At 42.9% G+C, this 20,890-nt stretch carries 18 protein-coding genes; 2 read left to right on the plus strand and 16 right to left on the minus strand.

The window, feature by feature from the left end:
* Positions 1 to 32: 32 nt before the first annotated feature.
* The 8 genes from NXG62_RS04585 to NXG62_RS04620 all read right to left on the minus strand — a co-directional run bounded on the left by NXG62_RS04585 (position 33) and on the right by NXG62_RS04620 (position 9,813).
* Entirely contained in the window at positions 33 to 1,331 is a 1,299-nt protein-coding gene (locus tag NXG62_RS04585) for an MFS transporter (RefSeq protein ID WP_427113788.1), read from the minus strand.
* Positions 1,332 to 1,545: 214 nt separating this feature from the next.
* Complete coding sequence (locus NXG62_RS04590; protein WP_322351657.1) at positions 1,546 to 2,523, minus strand: NAD(P)-dependent oxidoreductase; 978 nt, start codon at positions 2,521 to 2,523, stop codon at positions 1,546 to 1,548.
* Positions 2,524 to 2,544: 21 nt separating this feature from the next.
* Positions 2,545 to 3,417: a 4-hydroxy-tetrahydrodipicolinate synthase gene (gene dapA, locus NXG62_RS04595; protein ID WP_427113789.1), complete on the minus strand. Its 873-nt coding sequence runs from the start codon at positions 3,415 to 3,417 to the stop codon at positions 2,545 to 2,547.
* 75 nt (positions 3,418 to 3,492) lie between these two features.
* A complete protein-coding gene (gene pdxA / locus NXG62_RS04600) occupies positions 3,493 to 4,476 on the minus strand; it encodes a 4-hydroxythreonine-4-phosphate dehydrogenase PdxA (RefSeq protein ID WP_427113790.1) in 984 nt (327 codons plus the stop codon).
* 324 nt (positions 4,477 to 4,800) lie between these two features.
* Positions 4,801 to 6,018, minus strand: coding sequence for a four-carbon acid sugar kinase family protein (locus NXG62_RS04605; RefSeq protein ID WP_427113791.1), 1,218 nt, complete (start codon positions 6,016 to 6,018; stop codon positions 4,801 to 4,803).
* Positions 6,019 to 6,037: 19 nt separating this feature from the next.
* Positions 6,038 to 6,805 carry a DeoR/GlpR family DNA-binding transcription regulator gene (locus NXG62_RS04610; protein ID WP_427113792.1) on the minus strand — a complete coding sequence of 256 codons (768 nt, stop codon included), beginning with the start codon at positions 6,803 to 6,805 and terminating at the stop codon, positions 6,038 to 6,040.
* A 260-nt stretch (positions 6,806 to 7,065) separates the two neighbouring features.
* On the minus strand, positions 7,066 to 7,950 hold the full coding sequence (gene galU, locus NXG62_RS04615; RefSeq protein ID WP_427113793.1) for a UTP--glucose-1-phosphate uridylyltransferase GalU: 885 nt from the start codon (positions 7,948 to 7,950) through the stop codon (positions 7,066 to 7,068).
* A 12-nt stretch (positions 7,951 to 7,962) separates the two neighbouring features.
* Positions 7,963 to 9,813, minus strand: a complete 1,851-nt coding sequence (locus NXG62_RS04620; protein ID WP_427113794.1) for an LPO_1073/Vpar_1526 family protein — start codon at positions 9,811 to 9,813, stop codon at positions 7,963 to 7,965.
* A 211-nt stretch (positions 9,814 to 10,024) separates the two neighbouring features.
* On the opposite strand from NXG62_RS04620, the gene NXG62_RS04625 reads away from it, so the two are divergent.
* Positions 10,025 to 10,711 (plus strand): HAD family hydrolase, encoded by a 687-nt coding sequence (locus tag NXG62_RS04625; protein WP_427113795.1) that lies wholly within the window; start codon positions 10,025 to 10,027, stop codon positions 10,709 to 10,711.
* Between the two features lie 80 nt (positions 10,712 to 10,791).
* Here the strand turns inward: NXG62_RS04625 and NXG62_RS04630 are convergent, their stop codons facing one another.
* The 3 genes from NXG62_RS04630 to NXG62_RS04640 form a co-directional block, all read right to left on the minus strand.
* On the minus strand, positions 10,792 to 11,874 hold the full coding sequence (locus tag NXG62_RS04630) for an S-layer homology domain-containing protein (RefSeq protein ID WP_427113796.1): 1,083 nt from the start codon (positions 11,872 to 11,874) through the stop codon (positions 10,792 to 10,794).
* Positions 11,875 to 11,903: 29 nt separating this feature from the next.
* Positions 11,904 to 12,935, minus strand: coding sequence for an S-layer homology domain-containing protein (locus tag NXG62_RS04635; protein WP_322351576.1), 1,032 nt, complete (start codon positions 12,933 to 12,935; stop codon positions 11,904 to 11,906).
* 125 nt (positions 12,936 to 13,060) lie between these two features.
* The gene (locus NXG62_RS04640) at positions 13,061 to 14,050 is read right to left on the minus strand and encodes an asparaginase (RefSeq protein WP_427113797.1); all 990 of its coding nucleotides are present in this window, start codon (positions 14,048 to 14,050) and stop codon (positions 13,061 to 13,063) included.
* Between the two features lie 175 nt (positions 14,051 to 14,225).
* Between NXG62_RS04640 and rpsD the strand changes: the two genes are divergently transcribed.
* Positions 14,226 to 14,813, plus strand: a complete 588-nt coding sequence (gene rpsD, locus NXG62_RS04645) for a 30S ribosomal protein S4 (protein WP_322351575.1) — start codon at positions 14,226 to 14,228, stop codon at positions 14,811 to 14,813.
* Positions 14,814 to 14,928: 115 nt separating this feature from the next.
* On the opposite strand, the gene NXG62_RS04650 is transcribed toward rpsD, so the two are convergent.
* The 5 genes from NXG62_RS04650 to NXG62_RS04670 form a co-directional block, all read right to left on the minus strand.
* The gene (locus NXG62_RS04650) at positions 14,929 to 15,306 is read right to left on the minus strand and encodes a desulfoferrodoxin (protein ID WP_427113798.1); all 378 of its coding nucleotides are present in this window, start codon (positions 15,304 to 15,306) and stop codon (positions 14,929 to 14,931) included.
* Positions 15,307 to 15,443: 137 nt separating this feature from the next.
* Positions 15,444 to 16,610, minus strand: coding sequence for a class I SAM-dependent methyltransferase (locus NXG62_RS04655; protein WP_427113799.1), 1,167 nt, complete (start codon positions 16,608 to 16,610; stop codon positions 15,444 to 15,446).
* 24 nt (positions 16,611 to 16,634) lie between these two features.
* Positions 16,635 to 17,474 carry a bifunctional 5,10-methylenetetrahydrofolate dehydrogenase/5,10-methenyltetrahydrofolate cyclohydrolase gene (locus tag NXG62_RS04660; RefSeq protein ID WP_427113800.1) on the minus strand — a complete coding sequence of 280 codons (840 nt, stop codon included), beginning with the start codon at positions 17,472 to 17,474 and terminating at the stop codon, positions 16,635 to 16,637.
* Positions 17,475 to 17,484: 10 nt separating this feature from the next.
* The gene (locus NXG62_RS04665; protein ID WP_427114242.1) at positions 17,485 to 19,461 is read right to left on the minus strand and encodes a penicillin-binding transpeptidase domain-containing protein; all 1,977 of its coding nucleotides are present in this window, start codon (positions 19,459 to 19,461) and stop codon (positions 17,485 to 17,487) included.
* Positions 19,445 to 20,887: a CCA tRNA nucleotidyltransferase gene (locus NXG62_RS04670; RefSeq protein WP_427113801.1), complete on the minus strand. Its 1,443-nt coding sequence runs from the start codon at positions 20,885 to 20,887 to the stop codon at positions 19,445 to 19,447. Before NXG62_RS04670 ends, NXG62_RS04665 begins: the two co-directional genes overlap by 17 nt.
* Positions 20,888 to 20,890 lie beyond the last annotated feature (3 nt).

Consider the following 20,890-nt stretch of genomic DNA (forward strand, 5'->3'; position numbering starts at 1 on the left):
AACAAAGAATGTTTAACACGTTGAACACGATTTTATTCTCCGACTTTTTTATTGAAATTAATAAATAAGGAAAATAATCCAATGCCTATACCAAAGCAAGCAAATAACAATATTGCCAGAAAATAAGAACCAGTTGAACCTACAATTGCACCAATAATCAATGGAATAATGGCTCCGCCAATATTACCAACACAATTCATGCATCCGCCTACTGTACCTATGTTTTCACGCTGTGCCAATGCCGCCGGCACGGTCCAATACAAACAACCAGACCATTTTTGGAAAAATAACGCCACTGTAATACAAGCTATGGCTCCATATATAGAGTTTGTTTGACTTAATAAAAGCATCGCCGTTCCAGTAGCAACTCCAATTAACAGTAAATTCCCATGCATAATTTTATTATATTTTTCTTTTCCAAACTTACGTTTCAATGTATCCGTAATGGTTCCACCCAATAAACCACCCAATACACTCACACCATAAATAACGAACAAAGCTCCGCCTAATCCTTTAATATCTAAGTGATGCACCGTCGCCAGATACATGGGACCCCATGTCATTAAACCGTATGCAATACAGTTACCACAGGTAAAACCAAAACACATTCCCCAAAAACTTTTATGGGCAAAATATTGTTTTAAATTTACCTTAATTTTTTCTTTTTTATCGTCTTCTTGGTTAGACTTCCATTCTTCTTCTAACGCATTTTTAATATACTCACGTTCTGCCTGATTCACATTTTTATTTGTATCAGGTGTCGTCATCAATTTTCTGCCGCAAATAAGAACGATAAGGGCTGTTAAAATACCAATCGCTACAAGCGCTTCACGCCAGCCATTAAGCCATAATACAAAAAAAGCAACAAGTGGTGCCCCAAACGCATTTCCCAAGGAAGAACCCACATCTACAAGAGCACTGCCACGAGAACGTTCCGTAACAGGAAGCCATATAGATTGTAATTTAGCTCCGGCAGGATAAATCGGTGCTTCTGAAACTCCCAACAACGCTCTAATAAACATAAAAACTTTGCTGCTGCTTATAAACCCTGTTATAATCTGGAAAACGCCCCAGCATAAACCACCAATCAATAAAACCTTACCAGGTTTAAATCTATCACAAAGCCAGCCACAAGGAATTTGCATTAATGCATATCCCCAAAAAAAAGCACTCAATATAGCACCCACTATTTCTGGTGAAAAGTGTAACTCTTCTTGAATTTGCGGCATGCAAACAGATATAACCGCTCTATCAATATAATTAATAGTGCAAATTACAGCCAGCATAATAAAGATTGTCCATCGTGCATTTGTTTTTTTCATCTGTTCCATTTAATACACACCTTCCTTTATAACAAAATAACGTATTCAGCATAATTTTTTCTGTTTAGCACAGCGGTTGCCATACTATTTTTCATACGCATGAATCATTGCTAACGGGGAGCATGGGCGTTTTCAAACAGCGTCAATCATTTCATATCGTCTTTATTTAAATATGAAAGAAAAAATTTACTGAACTAGTGGTGACCATTAAAATATACTGCAATTATTTTTGCCACCGTAAATGATCATACGCTTTAGGATTACAAACTTTGTCCCATTTTTGACCATTGACTATGGCTACAGCTCCTTCGGCTGCCATCGTAGCGACTCCAGAGGCTGCTTCTTGCGTTTGCCCCGCCATATGTGGAGAAACAATAATGTTTTCATGTTTAAACAGAGGATCATTTGGATCTATGGGTTCATGTTCGACAACATCCAAACCAGCGCTATGAATCCAATTTTCAGTCAGTGCTTTATCTAAAGCTGCTTCATCGACAATACCGCCGCGGGCACAATTGATCACAATCGCTGTAGGTTTCATCATCTTTAATTCTGCTTCTCCTATCATCCCCCGTGTTTCCGGTGTCAGCGGTGTATGTACCGAAATAACATCCGATTCTTTAATAATGTCATGTACATCAGCTCTATACCCATAGCCCTGATTTTCTACTACTTCTTCATTAATAAATGGATCATACACAAGGACTTTCATCCCAATGCCTGTCGCCATTTCAGCAAATACGCTGCCAATATGACCATAGCCGACAAGACCCAGCGTTTTGCCAAATAATTCATACGCCTTATACGCACTGCGAACAGCAAAATTTCCTTTTCGCATTTCAATATCACTATGCAACATATCCTTGGCACAAGCAAACATCATAGCCATAGAATGCTCTGCCACTGAACGTGTATTGGCTCCCGGCGCAATAACTACCGGTATTCCCAATTCAGTAGCTCCTTTTACATCGACATTATCGACTCCCACACCGGGGCGAGCTATAACCTTAAGATTCGGACATTGTTCCATAGTCGCTTTATCGATATGCCCAATACGTATAATGACTCCATCTGCATCTTTTAATTCCGGCAACATATCTTCCGGTTCACCGCTATTAGTAATAACTACATCGACACCTGCTTTTTCTAATACAGCCATTCCATCATCATGTAGTCTATGGGAAATAACAATTTTTGCCATAATTCATAAACCTCCTAAGCATTAATACAATTTAAAAATTTCTTCAAGCGCAGCTTTGATAGCTGGATCAGTACAGTTTGACGGCTGACGGGCCGGTCCTACATGATAGCCCCGCATATTGACTGCCAATTTAACAACGGAATTCGGATTTCCCATCTGCATCACGTTGCGGAACGGACGAATCTTCTTCTGGGCTTCGTTTGCTTTTTCAATATTTCCTTCTTTCCAATACGTGTAAATGCTGACCATCAGTTCCGGGAAAACATTGGAACATCCGGATATAGCTCCGCTGCCGCCAGCCAATAAGGCCCAAAGAATAAGAGAATCGCTGCCAGCTAATACATTCAAACGCGGATTCGTATTTTCAATATATTTCAGCATAGTATCAAAATTACCGCTGGAATCTTTAATTCCGATGATATTCTGGAATTTCGCCAAGGTTTTAACTGTTTTATATTCAATGGAATTACCGGTACGAGCGGGTATATTATACATAAGAATAGGCATATCTACACTTTTTGCGATTTCACTATAATGTGTAATAATATCTGCTTGAGAGGCTTTTACAAAATACGGGGTAATAATAGAAAGGCAATCTACCTGCATAGATTTCGCTGCTTTTGATAATTCAATCGTTTCTTTGGTCGTAACACAGCCAGTACCGGCATATACAGGTACGCGCCCGTTGACAGCTTCTACTGCCGCTTCGATGATTTCCAGCTTTTCTTTCATAGAGAAAGCATAAAATTCACCATTTGTACCTAAGGGAAAAATGCCGCTGACCCCTGCCTCAATCAAATGATCGATAAAAGTGGCATATTCCGCCTTATTGAATTCTTCTTTTTCATTTAATGCTGTTACTACGGGTGTTATAAGTCCTTCTGCTTTAAACATAGTATTACGCTCCTTTGTAATAAATAAAAATTAGGTCCTATACATAATCTAACTATCATAAAAACATATCATTTTTTATCCTTCGGCAAACCGCTTGCCTAAATCCACAGCATAGAGCATGCTTTCTTCATTGGCGATTCCTTTCCCCGCAATATCAAAGGCAGTTCCGTGATCTACGGATGTACGGATAATAGGAAGGCCTAATGTCACATTCACGCCGCTGTCAAATGCCACCATTTTCATAGGAATATGCCCTTGATCATGATACATAGCTACGACTACATCATATATACCGTTATAGGCTTTTAAAAACACCGTATCCGGCGGTACCGGTCCGCTTACATTAAGACCTTCCTGTTGTGCTTGTCTAACTGCCGGTTCGATTTCATCAATTTCTTCCTGCCCAAAAATACCCGCTTCTCCGCTATGCGGATTAAGTCCTGCTACTGCAATCTTCGGCATCATTTTACCGAGTTTTTTCATCGCATTATCGGCAAGATGAATACATTCCAACACTCTTTCCTTTGTTGCTCTGTCACAAGCTTCTCGCAGGGAACAATGCGTAGAGACATGCACAACGGATATCTTGTCGCTCCAAAGCATCATGGTATATGATTTCGTTTTCGTTAAAGCGGCAAATATTTCTGTGTGTCCCGCAAAATTATGCCCGCCTTTATGCAGTGCTTCTTTATTAAGAGGTGCCGTTGTTACAACGCTGATATCTCCCTTCAGGGCATCTGCAATCGCCCGTTCTACGTACCGATATGCCGCATCTCCGGCCACAGGGGAAACTTGGCCGATTTCAATATCCCGGCCAACTTGTAACTCAACAACCGAAATAACATTGATTTTTCCTTCTTGAAAATCAGCCACACTGTCTATTTGTACTAACGGTGTTGTGAGTTTCAACAGTGTATGATAATAGGAAAGTATATCGTAACTCCCATAAATCAATACTGATTTTTTGTATTCTTCTTTTTTTTCAATAGACTTCAGCGATATTTCAGGCCCAATCCCCGCCGGATCTCCCATGGTAATTCCTACAAATTTTGATTTCACTTCATTACCTCCTACTACGATAGTAACTATAACGAACAAATTATTTTGTTATTTTATGTTATTTAATGTTCTTTTTTGTTCGTATTTATTATATCAATATAACTTTATAACAGTCAATACAAAACAGCATTATTCCTATGCTTATTAGTAATATTCTTTGATGAAACGCCCTTTATACATTACAAATATGCATAAATTTATTCCTTTTATGTTTTTTATACTGATATTCGTTGTTTTTTTATGTTATTATGTCAACATAAAAAAACAGGCTGTCGTTAGTTACTGCGACACCTGTTTTTTATCCGTTGCAATATTTGTACTATGTTATCCTACTATTTCCTTTAATTTCATCATACTGCTGTATATATCTGAGTCCGTCCCAAAAGCACCCGCCTTGGTAACAATAGGAAGTCCGTCACAGATACCTCCCATCAGCCGTCCCTGCACAAAACCCGGCAGTAGTTGACTGTCAATGTGAGAACCGGAGGCCTGCAGGCGGTGAATCGCTGCAATCGCCGTATCCCCTCCGGTAAGAAAAATTCCACAAATCCGGGCCTTGGACAAGAGATAAGGAACCGCTGCACTCAATGTCTGCTTCGTTATTTCCGCTAATACTGCCGGTTCTTTGCCGCAGTCCTTGCCGTACTTCAAGAAAGTCTCGTAATCCTGCCGAGTCGCTGCTGCCGTCACAATAACATCCTGTCCCTTCTGCAATATGTCAACGGCAGGCCTAATAGCTTCTTCCATCGCGTCTCCTTCACAAATACGAGTCATATCGACGCACACAACAGAAATACCTCGTTCTTGACAATATGCGATTTGTTCCATTGTCTTACTGCTGACGCTCCCGATAACGGAAAGAACAGGTGCTTTGTGATAGACCGACGACAACAATCCCGCTGCCAATCCTGCCGACCCGATCCATAGGGTTTTTCTGCCTGTCCGCAGAACCATCTTGGCTATTTGTTCCAGCTGTTCCTGCCGGGTCGTATCAAACGTATATGCCCCAGACGTCAGCTGCATAGTTGCCGATGCCAGTTCCTTTTCCGTCACATGTATTACCGCCGTTCCTGTATACGAAGATAATAACTGCGCAATATCATCTTCAAAAACGGGATTGCGGGGATCTGCCGCTATTTCTGTAGTAAGAAGCGGTTTTCCGTATACGCAAAGACGGCGGTTTTCCACTGTTCTTCCCTGAGCCGGATATGCCGGATCAAAAACAATGAGTTCCGGCTTATATATGTCCAGCAGCGCTTTTATTTCTTCCTTCAAATTGCCTCGTAAAGTAGAATCGACTTTTTTATATAAATACCGACATCCCCCTTGCTGTACGACAATCTCCGCAATATGTACCATGCAGGCATAGGCTTCCGTTGGCGGAATGACCCGGCTTTCCGTATCAATAACAATGCTGCCCTCGCCTTGGGCAGCCGGGTCCAGTTCCAGTAATACATCAATCGGTATGCCTTGTTTCCTTACTTGAACTCCTGTATCATTGGCACCGGTAAAATCATCCGCAAGTATAACAAATTCACGCATTGTCTTTCTCCTTCCCTTTCTATATCTGGATATATTCAACGTCATGTTCCGTAAATACATTTTTTTCTGCTTCAGAGGCTCTGTAATCGGTAACCAAAATATCGGCCTCCCACAAATTGAATAAATAATACAACTTGTGTTTGTTAAATTTTGAATGATCTGCCAATAATACGACTTTATCCGAAGACGCAATACTGGCGCGCTTAACTCCTATCTTTTCCACATTGGCACTCATAATCCGCCAATCCGGAGTAATTGCCTGCGTTCCTAAGATACAAATATCAAAGTGCATGCTTTTCACCATACTGGTCGCAAAAACACCGCAAGTAGCCGCAGATTCGGCATCAATCGTTCCTCCTGCCATCAAAACACGAACTCCGGCAACAGAACTCAGCAATTGAGCAATAGCCAAATCATTTGTAACGATCGTCAAGTCAGACCAATGCTGTTCTGCTATAAGTGTCGCCAATTCATAGTTTGTCGTTCCTGCATCCATATAAATACTCATAGAAGGTTCTATCAAAGAAAGCGCCGCTTTTGCTATCCGTCTTTTTTCAGTAATATGTACGAGTTTACGATTACGATAGGTAGCTTCCTTGACGACAGATTCCGTAAGAATCGCTCCGCCATGGCTTTTCTCCACAAGGCCGCTGTCCTCCAAAAGCTGTAAATCACGCCGGATCGTCATCGGAGTGACCTCCAGTTCCTTTGCTAAATCATTTACCTCAACTGCTTTATTCTTGTATAGTTTATCTAAAATATATTGGCGTCGTTCTGCTGGCAGCATATATATTCCTCCTTGATTTTTAATTGTTCTTATGTGTTCGTTTTTGTTTATTTAATTATACCAACGATCAGGAGATATCGTCAATCTAAAATTGCTTATTTACATTGTCTATTTCGAATTATCCATGGCTGTTATGCCATATTGCATACATAATATGCATTGTTATTTTATATTCAAGATGAACAAATATCTTTATTTTAACTACAAAAAAACGGTGAAAACAGTATGTTTCCACCGCGGAATGCCCTATACATATTACATTAAAAAGAATCTTTTCCCGAAAATAACTCCTTTAAATACGCTTTGAAGGGTTCCCCTAAATCATCCCGCCGCAAAGCATATTCTACCGTTGCTTTTAAAAATCCCAGTTTATCCCCCACATCATACCGTTTGCCTTCAAAATTATAGGCAAATACGGCTTCTCGTCCAGCCATCACTTTTAAAGCGTCTGTAAGCTGTATTTCTCCGCCCTTCCCCGGTTCCGTACGACGCAATACTTCAAAAACATCCGGTGTAATGATATATCGGCCCAATACAGCACATCGGCTGGGTGCTTCTTCGACAGCCGGTTTTTCAATCATATCGGTCACGCGTATCAAGCGAGAATCGTCCAACCGTTTCCCTTTCACAATCCCATAGGAAGAAACCCGTTCTCGTGGTACTTCCTGACACCCCAACACAGTAGCACCTACGTTATCATATGCGTCGATCATCTGGCGCAAAGCTGGATTAGCATCATTATAAACAACGTCATCTCCCAAAAGTACTGCAAAGGGTTCATCATCAATAAAAGACTGGGCACAAAGAATAGCATCCCCCAATCCGCGCATATGCTTCTGGCGGATATAATGGATATTAATTTCCGAAATGTCCCGGATCATTTTCAACAAGTCTGTTTTCCCTTGCTGCTCCAGATGCAATTCCAAGCCTAAGGTCGTATCAAAATGATCTTCGATTGCCCGCTTGGCATGGCCGCTGATAATCAATATTTCTTCAATGCCGCTTTGCAGTGCTTCTTCCACAATATATTGAATAGTCGGCTTATCTACAATAGGCAGCATTTCCTTTGGCGTAGCCTTTGTCGCCGGCAAAAAACGAGTCCCATACCCGGCCGCCGGAATAACAGCTTTGCGTATCTTCTTCATTTTCCTTCCTCCTTATTCAAACCATCGGGATAAATCAAAATCTTCCCCGATTATTTCCTTCACATATGCCTGTGCTAAATACAAACCTAGGAGAGATAATGTTGATACTCGCAGCAGTGTGCTGTCCCAAAGATCTCCCATATCGGCAAATACCGGAGATATTTCTTCCAAAATATCCAAGGCTTCTTCTCCATTAAAACTGGTAGGATGTTTCTTAGCTAAACGCAGCAAGTGATTTTGTGTATTGCGGTCGGTAATCCCGGTCTGCCGAAAAAAGCGTGAGGCCATTCCTTCATCTACCAGCGCTAGTTTATAAAGATCAGAATTAAAAGAAGGAACAATAAATTCCGGTGGAATATGTTTTCCCCGCAGGGATGTCTGTAATTCCTCCAGCGTAAATCCCCGATAGCGGAATAACAGCGGATATGAATCAGCCAATATTTCGGCAAAAGGCGTTTCCTTAGTTTCCAGTGCCGTACAATGCAAATAATCCAGCTGCTGATAAAATGAACGTTCCGTCGGAAATCGTTCCAAGAAAGGCATTACATATTTATCGATATACTGCCTAAATGTTTCCGTGTCCACATTATGAGAATTACGGGAATACAAAAATACCAGCAAGATAGCTAAAATACGATAGTGTTCCTGTGAAAGATAGGGCATTACTTTCAATGTGTTGATCGCCACTAAATGACGTGTCGATGTAGGCGGACAATGAACCACATCACAAAAAGCCCGCAGCGCCACCGCCGCTGCATGTTCCTCCGGATGTGCCGAATAAGTTTTTTGCACATCCTGCAGCGCGTCCTGTATAATAAACGGTTTTATAATACGTTCCCGTTCTGCTTCTACAGAAACTCCTGCCTGTCGGAACGCCGCTGCTGTAATAAATTCAATTTGGTGTTTCATTTCCGGTGTTACGATTCCGTAATGATTGAGAAAATGTGCAACACACGTTTTGATAACCGGCGAATCTATATGTGTATCCTGTGCCCAGATAGATTTTGAAGGGAATGCCTCCGCCGTTTTTTCAGTCCCGGGAAGCACATTGCCCCATGGACTTTGCGAAACTTCTTTTTTAGAAGATATATCGGTACGTTTATTCTTATTCACAGGTTCTTCTTGCGTATATGCCGTATCGACATGAACAGGTGCCATTTTAGTCGTTACATCTGCCACCGTCGCCGATCCGGCCGCTGTCCCCGCTGCTGCAAGTTTCGTTTTCAGAGCTCCCGGATCCATAATCATGGTTTCGTCGGAAAGAATATTTTTTTGTTCAGCAGCTGCCGGTGCCGGGGAATGTACTACAGGTGCAGCAACGCTCATCGTTTCTTGTGATTTTTTCTCTTTCAGATCGGCTGCAACAACCTCTGCCATACCAACAATCGGGCTTGCTGTTTTTTCCTGCTGGGCAATCTCTTTATTTTTATCCGCTTCCTTCATAGCTGCCAGTACTTCCTCACGGGAAATGACCTGTGTCGTCCCAAAACCGTCATCCCCTGCTTTTTTAGACGTTGTTTTTTCATAATACATCTGGTCTCCCGCGCGCACAACTTCGCCTTTCGTTGTAACAAACCCTGTTTCTTCCGGATTTTCTCTGCGTTCCTTGACCTTTACATTAGAAATTTTTGGAACCGGTGTCGTATCTTCTTTCAAAGATGTCGAATCTTTGGAGTGCAGCGTTTCTAAAGTAGCCCATGCCGCATGTTGTTCATTTCGTTTTTTTTGTGCTTCCAACGCTATATTTTTATGTTTTTTCTTCACAGGTTTCTCCGTTAAATGCCCGGAATACATAATATAACAGATCACAAAAAATATAATAACCACACCCGCTAAAATAACATACGGCAAAAACTTCGTCATAACATCCACTCCTTGTATATCTATCCACCTAATATGCAATAGGTATTTTCTATTTTTATTGTAACATAATACAAGCTTCATTTTAACATGTTTTTATATATTTTTATAGCTTTTAAAAACACTAAAATTAGACAAACACCCTATTCACAGCTATAATAGGTTCAGACACTTTTTTTATTACAGGATAAGGAGGCAGATAATTTGAATTTTATTGATACGATTTCAAATTATTACAGTACAGATGAACACCTATAAAACAATTATTTTTGACATGGACGGAACCGTCCTTGATACGCTGGACGAGCTCACAGAAAGCTTAAATTATATATTGCGGAAATACCAGCTCACAGAAAAAACAAAAATGCAGGTCCGTTCCTATTTAGGCTACGGCTACGCCGGATTGATCCGCCAAGCGGTCCCGGGAGCAAGCCAAGATTTTCAGCAGGAACTGCAGGATGCGTTCAAAAATTACTACGGAACGCACTGTCAGGGTCATACTAAGCCCTATGAAGGTATTCTTGAAATATTAGCCTCCCTTCGCGATGCCGGATATAAAACAGCGATTGTTTCCAACAAGGGACAGGCTGCCGTGACCGAACTTCATAAAGAATTTTTTGAAGGTCTCGTACAATTTTCTCTGGGTGAATCGGCTAACTATAAAAAGAAACCAGAACCGGATATGATCTGGGAAGCCTTACGGAGACTTGATAGTGCTGCACAGGAAGCCATATACATCGGGGATTCCGAAGTAGACAAAAAAACCGCTGATAACTCCGGTTTGGATTCTGCCCTGGTTACTTGGGGTTTTCGGGATAAGCCGCTGCTGCAATCTCTAAACCCGGATTACCTTGTATCATCTCCGAAAGAGCTAGAACACTTATTTATTCCTGCAAAATAAATTTACATAGAGAGAAGAAGAAGACCTTGTCAGTAGTGGCAAGGTCTTCTTCCTCTCTCTATGTAAAAATCATATATATTTTATTTTTGTACACCCGTCACGACAGCATCGTGTTGTGCAATGGCCGGTAAAACATCTATCCGTACGACATGATCACCAACTGCCTTAGCTATAGCTGCTACCGTATCAGGATCAGCCGGATAATGAGCGGTAAGTACAATTTGTTCCTTTGTATAATCCGGTTCTGCTCCGACATAATTTTGTACTCCCTCCGCCTTCACAAATATACGGACAACCTTATTCATCATATGGACGTAATCGGACCGACTATATTTTGTCTTACGCAAAACAACGATGCCTGCTGGCGTTATTTCATCTTTCAACCGCCGTGCCAATTCCGGAGGAATATTCCCCTTCAAGGCTAATACCAATGTATCATCTTGCCAGTACATCGTCCCTTGATCAAAATAGCTCAAAGGAGATCCATACACGGTCCCTAATATCTTCATTACCTGCTTTTGCACATCAACATGAGAAATATAAGTTCCATCAGGTTTAACCAAATGGAACAGAAGCAATACGGCTTCCGCCCGTGTCACAGGTTGCTGCGGTCTAAAATATTCCGTTTTCTGCCCGATAATATGCTGTCGATGCAATGCTTGAACCATAGGCAGATAGGAAACAGAAATTTCTTTCTCATCAGCAAAAGGCTTAACTGCTTTATCGACAGTCTCCATTTGATAATACGCCATATAGCGATATACGGCTGCTGCCAATTCCTCCCGTGTAACAATATCTTTTGGATGGAATGTGCCATCTCCCCGATTGGTCATGATACCGCAGCGCAACATAGCCGATACAGCCTTAGCGCCTGCCTGAACTGGATTCTCTATTTTATTGATATCACCGGCAGTCTGAAACACCGGCATCGTATCACACAACAACTTCGCTAATTCTCCGCGCGTGATAGCTTGATCAGGATGAAAGAGGCGGATATCCACTGTTCCTGCAAAGGTAAGACATTTTGTATCATACAGATAATTGATTGCTGTTTCTGCCGCCACATTTCCAATATCTGTATAAGGGGCCCGCGCGAAAGCCGTAACATTCGCAGCCGTCAGCGCCATTGCCGTCAACACAACCGCAGCTTTAATATATTTCATGAGAACTGTACTCCTTCATGGTTTGTGCCTTATTGAATTACAATTTTAACAGTATTGCCTAATGCTTTATTAAGAGCCTGCTGCGTTTCCGGCGTAATGGAGCTGCATGTAAGAACAATTTTTTCATTTAAATAATCCACATCCGTCGAAACCTTAGCATCGGCTGGTTCCGTCGCGCGATATACTTTTTCCGCCTGTGTCATCATAGCTTTATAATCATTATAGCTGTATTTCGATTTCTGAATATACACCGTATCAGCCGGCAATGCCGCATCAGCAGCAATAGTCGTTGTCAATTTATCCCTCTTAGTGCTGGTTTTTGCACCCACATGAAGTTTATTCGCCTGCCAGTACATAATTCCATCTCCGGCAAAACTCTTGACGCTGCCATACACCGTCGTAATATCACTGAATACTTGGTTTTCTACTTTGGTCTTTGCTGCATTGTCTGCCTCTGTTCCCTTTAAAATACGGTATAAAACTGCAACAGCTTCGCCGCGTGTCACATTATCCTTGGGATGAAATACATTATTGGCTCCTTCCATATAGCCAGCAGCAGCCAATGCATCTACCGCCTTCTGCGCCCAAGGTGCAATCTGATTTTCATCGACATAACTGGTATCAACGACAGTTCCCGTAGTAGCACCTCGATAATTCAGGTAATTATACGCGATAACCGCAAACTCTTCGCGCGTTACATTCTGTTCCGGCTTAAACGTTCCGTTATTATACCCGTTCATAATTCCTTTTTCACAAAGTGAAGCTATCGCATGTTCCGACCAGCGTCCTTTTACATCACTAAAAGCACTTTTAGCTTTTGCATCATTGCCGATCATATTGCTGATGATAGCAGCTACCCCTTCACGAGTAGCTGCTTTGTCCGGATAAAAACTGCCGTTGGTACCGTTGACATAATGGTTATCATAAAAATACTGTACTGCATCCTTTCCCCAGTAATTATCTATATCTTTTAATTGTGTCGTACCGGCAGCAGCAAAAGCGGACATACTGATTGTTGCCGTCAATGCTGCAGCTGCCAATAAGGCTGCATATTTTTTCATCACCGATCGCTCCCATCTTATTTGTAATCATTACACCTATGTCATATATCAACACATAAATTTATTGTAACACAGACCCCCGTCTATTTCAATAAATGCATACGGTTCCGCAGTGCAGACATTCCTCAGTACAAATCAAAGAAATGCTGCAAAGCCTGTGGGTCTTGAGTCTGCAATAAAGCTAATTGCAATACTATCTTGGCCTTATGTGCTGGAAGATTGTCTCCTGCAATACGGAAAAATCCAGAGTCGTCTTCCGTTGTGCTGACGATGCCTCCCAATGTACGCGATGTGCATACCGTAACAATCCCTTGTTTTGCTGCTTGCTTTAATTCTTTAAGTACGGGTTCCGGAATCTTTCCATGTCCTAAGCCGGCCGTCACTATTCCCTGCACACCAGATGCGGCAGCTGCCCGAACCAACGTCGGCGACATTCCCACATAACAATACACTATACATACAGCAGGTAATTTCGTAATTCCTTGACAGGACAACTGTGAAAGATAGGTATGGCGCCGCAAGCTGTGCTGATAAAAATAGGGAATCCCATTCTGGATGATTCCCATATATCCCATTTGTCTGGAACGAAACGTATCTACATGCGTAGTATCCGTTTTTTCTACACTGCGCGCTCCGCAAATACGTCCGTTCATAGCTACCAGGACCCCATAATCTCCTGCCTGTCGGCAAGCCGCTATACGAACTGCATCCAGCAAATTCAACGGTCCATCTGCACTCAGTGCCGTCGCCGGCCGCATGGAACCAACCATAACAATCGGCTTACGGCTATGCACCACCAAATTTAAAAAGTATGCCGTTTCCTCCATCGTATCGGTGCCGTGCGTAATGACAATACCATCGACATCTTCTCTATTCGCTGCCGCTTCTACGCATTGAGCCAGACGCAGCCATAAATCCTCCGTCATATTGGTGCTGTCCATATTGCAAAACTGTTCTCCTGTAATATCTGCATACTCCGTGACCTCCGGTACAGAGAGCAATAGTTCTTCAATCGTAAGTTCTCCGGCTTTATATCCAATCAGTTCTTTTTCCGATCCTGCTTTTCCAGCAATCGTACCCCCGCAGGCAATAATATGAACATGAGCATGCGTCATATATACACTCTCCTTCCTATCTTTTCAGTATACTGATTTTTCCGTTCTCTGTCCACCTGGATTCCTACAACTATTCCAATCAAAAGATCTTCACTGCATTGACTTTTACAGCCATTCATGGTATCATTTTAGTACTGCTTTTCAGGCAGGAATAATAAAATGAGGTGATGTATAAATGGCAACAAGGAGAGACCCACGTTTTAAAGAATGTCGCCGGTTCGGACTCAATGTGTACGGACATCCTAAGGCATTGAAACGTGTAAAAAAAGATCAGCGTCAAAAGAAAGTTTCTGAATATGGTACACAATTATTGGAAAAACAGAAGCTCAGAGCATATTACAACCTGCTCGAACGTCAATTTGTCCGGTATTATGATAAAGCCAGAAAACAAGGCGGTATTACGGGTGAAAACATGCTTAAGCTGCTGGAATGCCGCTTAGACAATATCGTTTATCGTATCGGTTTTGCCAACTCCATCCGTCAGGCCCGGCAAATGGTCAATCACGGTCATGTCTTGGTAAACGGCCAACGATGCGACATTCCGTCCGCTAATGTTAAAGTGGGTTCGACAATTTCGTTGAAGGAAGGCTCTCGCTCCAACGAAATGTTCAAAAAATCCTTCCAAGAACTAAAAACTTTTGATCTTCCGTATATCGAAAAGAACTTTGATAACTTTGAAGGTACGTTGACTCGTATTCCGGAACGTGATGAACTTCCGATTGAAATCAACGAAACACTAATTGTCGAATTCTATTCAAAATAATAGTATAAGGTCATGCAATCATAACAGGTGGGAAATCAATGATTTCCCACCTGTTTTTTTTGAAAAAAAAGGATCTGCATCGCAGATCCTTTTATATACAATACTGGCAAGCCAATTAAAAATCCGCTTTCCAAAGGCCATGAAGATTACAGTATTCATATACTGTACCAGAAGGAACTTCACAAAATTCCGCTTTAGGTGCATCACCGGGTTTTAGATACTTAATCATCAGTCTATCTCCGGCAGCAAGTGCCACAAATTGAATGAAATGTTCCGGCAGCATAGGATGTTCCACTGACCCAACCGTAACTTTTATCTTTCCACCTTCCTTTACAATAACAGGAATATGTTTTTCCTTGGCTGCATCCACAGCGCCTGCTTCCAAATGCTTCATAGTCTGTCCGCAGCAGGTTAATTGTCTGCCCCCTCCATCATGAACAATTGCAATAATGTTGCCGCATAATTCACAGCGATAAAATTCTACTTGTGTCATAGTAAAAGCCTCCTTCGTAATTGAATTATCAGTAAAAGCACTGATACTCTTTATCTTTTTATCTTACTACAAAAATATCTTATTTTCAATAATTACAGCTCTATTTTATGTATATTATATGGCCAGATCGTATATTTTTAATACCACCGGATCATGGGGAGCTGATTATTGGTTCCTTTCGTCATCAGGATTTCATGTACGTCGATACTGCCGATGTAAAAAGATGCGGCACAACCACACAGATATAGTTCCCACATCCGCACAAATTCTTCCCCCTTATCCTCAATGATCATATCACGAACCTTCTCAAAATTCTGATACCAGCAATGCAGTGTTTTATAGTAATGGCGGCGCAGGCTTTCTACATCCAGTACTTGAAAATCATAATCATACGCTAGATTGATGATTTCCCGCAGCGAGGGCAGCGTACCGCCTGGGAAAATATACTTTCGCATCCAGGGATTGCCGATTTCTTCATCATGTCCGCTGATATAATGAAGCATGAACACACCGCCATCGACCAGCAGATGATCCACTTTTTCCATATACAAGGGATAATTGGAACGCCCAACATGCTCGATCATCCCAACACTGACGATACGGTCATATTTGCGTTCGCTTTCACTTAAATCGCGATAATCCAATAAATCGATTTGCACCTGCCCTTCCAAACCAAGTTTTTGAATCCGTTCCTGTCCTTTCTTCCACTGTTCTTTGCTCAGCGTACAACCATACCCTTTTACACCATATTTTTGAGCCGCTTCCAGCAGTAAATATCCCCAACCGCATCCAATATCGAGAAGGGACATTCCTCTTTCCAAATGCAGCTTATCTAAAATATAATGAACTTTATTATACTGAGCCTGTTCCAGCGTATCATCAGCATGTTTAAAATAGGCACACGAATAACTCATGGACGGATCAAGCCATGATTTATAAAAGTCATTGCCCAAATCATAATGGGAAGAAACTTGTACTTTCTGCTTAGCTTTGGATTCCGGCGTATACAAGATATTTCCCAACGCATTCTTATCCAAAGAAAATTGACTGGTCTGTTCCAGTAAGCATTTAAGCACAGTAAATAAATCTCCGTCAACGGTAATATCTTTACGCATGTAAGCTTCACCGAGCGCCAGCGAAGTAGACGCCAGTAATTCTTTTTTCGGAATATCCTGATGTATGGTGACCTGAAATACAGGCTTTCCCTCCCCCACGGTATACGTTTTTCCATGAAGAATCACATGAAAGCAATACTTATCAAAACGATTCAAATAATGTACTAAAAAACTATCTGCTAAATGCATTTTTTACACCTTCTTTTCAAACACTCACTCCGTTTGCTTTGTTCCGCAAACTACATTTTCAACGATCATCATTGTCGTAACGGCGCCAACGCCTCCCGGTACCGGCGTAATAGCTCCGGCGACGGTTTTTACCTCTTCAAAATCAACATCACCGACGGTCTTCCCTTCCCATCGATTGATTCCGACATCAATTACTACTGCCCCGGGTTTTATCATATCCCTACGTATTAGTTTAGCGCGTCCGGCAGCAGAAATCAATATGTCGGCTCGTCGAGTCACCTCGCTTAATTCACGTGTGCGGGTATGGCAGTGCGTCACCGTGGCATTACGGTTAAGACACAATTGAGCCAGTGGCTTTCCCACCACGTTGCTGCGGCCAACAATAACCACCTCTTTACCTGACAAAGAAACATGATAATAATCCAAGATGGATATAACCGCCCGTGGCGTGCAGGGAACAAAACCCGGACGGCCCGTAAACAAGTCGGCAATGCTTTTATCCGTTAAGCCATCCACATCTTTGCGAGGATCAATACAATTCACGACCCGGTTCGCATTCATATGCGACGGCAGCGGCATCATCATCAAGATACCGAAAATAGACGGTTGTTCATTAAAATGTTCGATCATGGCAATCAATTCGTTTTCCCTGACCGTACCAGGCTCTGCATATATTTCTGCTTTGAGTCCCATCGAACAGGCTACCTTGCACATTGATTTGGCATACATAGCCGACGGTTTATCCGAACCGGCCAAGATGATGGCCAATTCCGGATGAATCTGCCGCTCATGCAAATCATCCAATCGCTGTTCAATCTGTTCCCTATGAAAAGCAGCAACGGCTTTTCCATCTAATATCTCCATAGTGTCACCTCTATCGCATAAATGTCACGTGGACATCCGTTCCCGGTTCCACATACCGGCCACTGGCCGGATTCTGATAAACAGCACGTCCTGTCCCATTGGGAACAAATCCGAGATCCGCTTTATCAAGCCAGTCATTTACATCCCGGCTATCCCAGCCGATAAAAGAAGGCAGCAGTATACCGGCACTGCTTTGTACCACATCAGGAATCGTCCTTTTTTTGATTGCCTCTTGCTTTTTAGGAAGATCGGTATGGGTAACGGAAGTCGTTGGACGTATCCCTTTAATGCGTACGATCTGCGTCATCATTTCTTTAAAAATAGGTGCTGCCACTTGTGCACCATAATAAGTTCCCGAAGGATTATCAACAACGATAAGTACTACATATTGCGGATCATCGTACGGTCCGAATCCGATGAAAGAACCGATATACTGCCCTTCTGCATATCCTGTTCCTTCGGCATTCAGCCGTTGTGCCGTCCCTGTCTTGCCGCAGAATTGATATCCTTCCACTTTGGCATTCTGTCCACCGCCGGAAGATACTTCCTGCTCTAAAATAGAAGCGATGGTATGCGCCACTTCCTCCGAAACAGGCGTACCTATTTCCTGCGATTTCGTTTTTTCATATACCGATCCGTCGGGATTATCTATTTCCTTAAGCACATGAGGTCTCATCATATGTCCACCATTTGCCAACGCCCCAAAAGCCTGCACCATCTGCAGCGGTGTAACTGCCACACCTTGCCCGATGGACATGGTCGCTACATCGACACGGCTCATTGTTTTGGGATCAAAGAGTATCCCCGTTCCTTCTCCCGGAAGTTCTATATCCGTCGGTTTGCCAAACCCAAATTTCTTGGCATAGGAGGTCAAAATATCTCCGCCTGTATGAAGTCCTATATTAGCCATACCCGTATTAATGGAAAACTTCAATATATCCTTTAATGTTACGATACCCATGCCGGTCTCATCCCAATTGCGGATTTGCCGGTCATCAATATTAATATATCCTACATCATTATATGTCGTATCTACTCCCCATGTTCCCGCATCCAGAGCAGCTGCCGCCACAATGGCTTTAAAGGTAGAACCCGGTTCATACATATTGATCACGGCCCGGTTTTTATAGGATTCGCTGTTTCCCTTGCCGTACTGGTTAGGGTCAAACGTAGGCCGGCTGGCCATAGCCAAAATCTCTCCGTTTTTAGGATTCATAATAATGACAGAAGCTCCGGTAGGATGACTTTGCTTCACGACCATATCCAGTCCTTTTTCCGCTACATACTGGATCGTATTATCGATCGTCAATTGAACAGATCGTTGCTTGTCCGGCAAAATTTGCTCCAGCGTCGATTCAAAAATAGGTATATTATTGCGATCTGTCGTTAGCCGAAATTTACGGACATCTCCTTTAATTTCCTTGTCCAGCACCATTTCAATCCCATCCAGTCCTTGGTCATTATCCCCGACAAAACCGACAAGTTGAGCCGCCAAACTACCGTTAGGATAAGAACGGCAGCTTTCATCAATAAATGCCAGTCCCTTGAGCTTTTCACGTTGGATCATAACTTGCAGCGCTTCGTATTTTTCGTGATCCATCGTCCGCTGCAGCCAGACAAACGCCGTATCCCGCTGCAACCGTTCTTGGATTTGCTGCGGTTCAAGATTAATGTACGGAGCTAAAAGTACAGCTAACTCCGCGGGTGACCGATTAATCATCGTAGGATCCGCATACAATGATTTGGCAATAGAACTTACGGCAAGTATATTCCCGTTTCTATCAAAAATAGTCCCCCGCGGTGATTGCAGTTTTCGATCTTCTTCCGACTGCATATCCGCCCGTTTCGCTAACATGCTGCCTTGAACGACCTGCAGCCAAAAAAGCCGGCCTCCGATGATAATGCACATGCCGAGAAGAAGAACCAAGCAAGTACTGATTCTCCTGCGTATTCGATTGTTAGTACAAGTTTTATTGTTTGCTTTCATCGTCATTATCATAAGCCCCACGCTGCCGCTGTAACCATTTGCCGGCAGCCTTGGCTAATATCTCCGGATCATTTTTTAAATTTTTATTTTGTACTCGCTGCAATAATACTTGCAAGCAAGCCCCCGTTAAAATGCCACACTGTTCCGGTATGCGCCGGTCATAATGCAAATCTTTCGTATGGACCGGCATTTGTCCAGCCAACAGCTGCATATATTCTCCAAAAGATGCCGTACCGTTGGTATCAGACGAACCGCTGCAAGCCAGCACATCGCCGATAGCCAGCTGCGTCGCCTGTCCGACTGCCTCGGTAAGATCACCTGTTCTGTGGAATGGACCTTGCTGTGCTTCCTTGCGCAGCCACTTATCCACATCTCCCATCCCCGTATTGGCAAAATAATGGAATTTCATATGCGTTTTTACAAGCCAGGCTACCCGACACACCCAGGCTTCCGGTTTTTCCCAGCGAGTTAAAATCTGTGCTGCTATTGCTGCACCCTTTTCATCATGTCCATAATCTGTCAGGCGTCCTTGATGGACACCGCGAATACCGGGAAGCCCTTTGGCTACATCATGGAACAGTGCCGCATACCGTACCGTCAGCTCCGGCGGTGTATGTGCTACCGCTGCCAGCGTATGGAACCATGCGTCAAAAGCATGAAAAGGACGGGACTGCGGTGTATGCGGCAAATGTGCTAATTCCGGTAAAATCGGAACAAGTGTATAGACGCCGCTTTTTTTCTTTCGGCAGCAACAGTCACCCAGTCCGGACCGCACTAAAACATCCAAGCCTTTTGCGACATACGGTGTAACCATAAGTTTGTCAATTTCAGCAACAACACGTGCCAACGAAAGGCCCTCTACACGGGAAAATGCACGCGGCATCGCTGCCAATACATCTTTAGTCGGCAAAAAATCCAATTGTCCCGTAAAACGACAGACACGAAACAGCCGCAGTGCATCTTCTTGAAACCGACGCACGGGATCCCCCACCGCGGCCAGACGCTTCTTACGTATATCCTTGCATCCGCCTACATAATCGTATATCGTTCCGGATACGTCCATTGCCAACGCATTCACCGTAAAATCACGGCGGCTTACATCCTCTTGCAGCGTAGTCGCATACCATATCTTTTCAGGCCGGTGGCTATCGGTCCCATAGGATTCTCCGCGAAAGGTTGCCGTCTCTACAACCACAGAATCCACAAGAATCGCGATAATACCGAACTGGGCGCCTTGTATATCTACAACACGCCATCCCTGCTCATCGGCAACCGCACGGATTTCCTCCGGATGGGCGGAGGTCGTAATATCATAATCGTGGGGTACCTGATGCAGCAATAAATCCCGTACAGCGCCTCCGACGATATACGCTTCATAGCCTTTACCGGTTAATGCTATTAAGACTTTTCGCACAGCTTGTTCCAATTT

Source organism: Megasphaera sueciensis, from assembly GCF_050219315.1.
Classification (GTDB): domain Bacteria; phylum Bacillota; class Negativicutes; order Veillonellales; family Megasphaeraceae; genus Megasphaera_A; species Megasphaera_A sueciensis.